The sequence below is a fragment of the Thiorhodococcus mannitoliphagus genome (assembly GCF_010915725.1).
Taxonomy (GTDB): Bacteria; Pseudomonadota; Gammaproteobacteria; order Chromatiales; family Chromatiaceae; genus Thiorhodococcus; species Thiorhodococcus mannitoliphagus.
On record NZ_JAAIJR010000343.1, the window covers coordinates 1 to 1,214 of the forward strand.

At 49.7% G+C, this 1,214-nt stretch carries 1 protein-coding gene and 1 pseudogene; one reads left to right on the plus strand and one right to left on the minus strand.

From position 1 onward, the window contains the following. Positions 1–138: 138 nt before the first annotated feature. Positions 139–225: pseudogene (locus tag G3480_RS29355) on the plus strand (Txe/YoeB family addiction module toxin); the annotation flags it as partial. Between the two features lie 376 nt (positions 226–601). On the opposite strand, the gene G3480_RS26765 reads toward G3480_RS29355, so the two are convergent. Further along, positions 602–1,006 carry a GFA family protein gene (locus G3480_RS26765; protein WP_164657227.1) on the minus strand — a complete coding sequence of 135 codons (405 nt, stop codon included), beginning with the start codon at positions 1,004–1,006 and terminating at the stop codon, positions 602–604. Between the last annotated feature and the right edge of the window lie 208 nt (positions 1,007–1,214).

Consider the following 1,214-nt stretch of genomic DNA (forward strand, 5'->3'; position numbering starts at 1 on the left):
AACGGTTCTGCCTGGCGCCAAAAATCATCGGACATCTCTTGAAAGGCCATGGCATCCTCGATACGCGTGATTGTCGTACCTAAGATACTATCTTATTTGGCATTTTAATTATTAAGCATTTTCTGTTCCGGATATCCTCTTAGCCAGAATGACCGGCTTGTGTATAAATTTGACGACACTCGCATCTATATCTTTGCCATAGGCGGCCACTACGACTCTTTATGAGCCCTAACGACTGGCCAGCCGGCCAATAACCGGGCTGGCATGGCCTTGGCGTTTTTCACTTAACTCAGTGCGCGGTATTGGTTCGGCGCTGAGCCAATTGGGCGTTGATCATCGGGCCGCCCAGTCGGTTGACCGGGCGCCGCGCATCCTTGAGGCAAAGTGACGTGGGCGCGGCGCCTCGCCGCGATCGCGCGACCGTCGCGGCGGGGCGCCGCTCCCACCGACCGCGCGGTTGGAGCAGAGGATGATCGAGGCCCATATGTCTGTTCGGTGAGAGCGCATTCCTTTCATTTATTGGCTTTTATTGACTAACGCCGCGAATCAGCTGCGCGTCTTTATGCGTCGACTGAATTAGCTATGTTATGTGGTTTTATGCTTATGACGGCAAAGTCTCTATCATAGGGAATTTATGAATATCTTTATCCCAATTTGCTTTGCTGCCAGTAAAAATATGAGCTGTAGGAGGGATGGATATATCACAATCAAGGCTTCCAGCAGGGACCACCAAAAGCTCACCCCCCATTTGAATATTTGGAAGTGCGGATCCACATATTGAGCAAAAAGATTTGTTGTGTTGAGTTGAAGATAAAGTAAAATTTGTGACTTTATCCTCTCCTGATACCCATTTTAACTTGGCAGTAGAAGAAAAAAGATTGGCTCCATGAGTCGAGCCTGTATCTTTTCGACACCGGCTACAATGACAAAGATAGAAATTATCAAAATCGCCTTCTATTTCGAAATAGACTTCACCACAAAGGCATGATCCTGACTTTATACTCATAAAGTCAACTCCTCATGATCGTGACTGATATAGTTGGTTGCACATAACGACCAAGATAAGCCGACCCGCGCGCGGCACCAAGCTCAAGATCCAGCACGACGCCGGCCGCACGGGGTCGGCTTGAGTGCCGTGTTGGACGAAGCCGCTGCGCGGAGAAAGTCCATGCGGCGGCGTGGCGCTTAGAATGTAACCTCATGCCCTCGGTTAC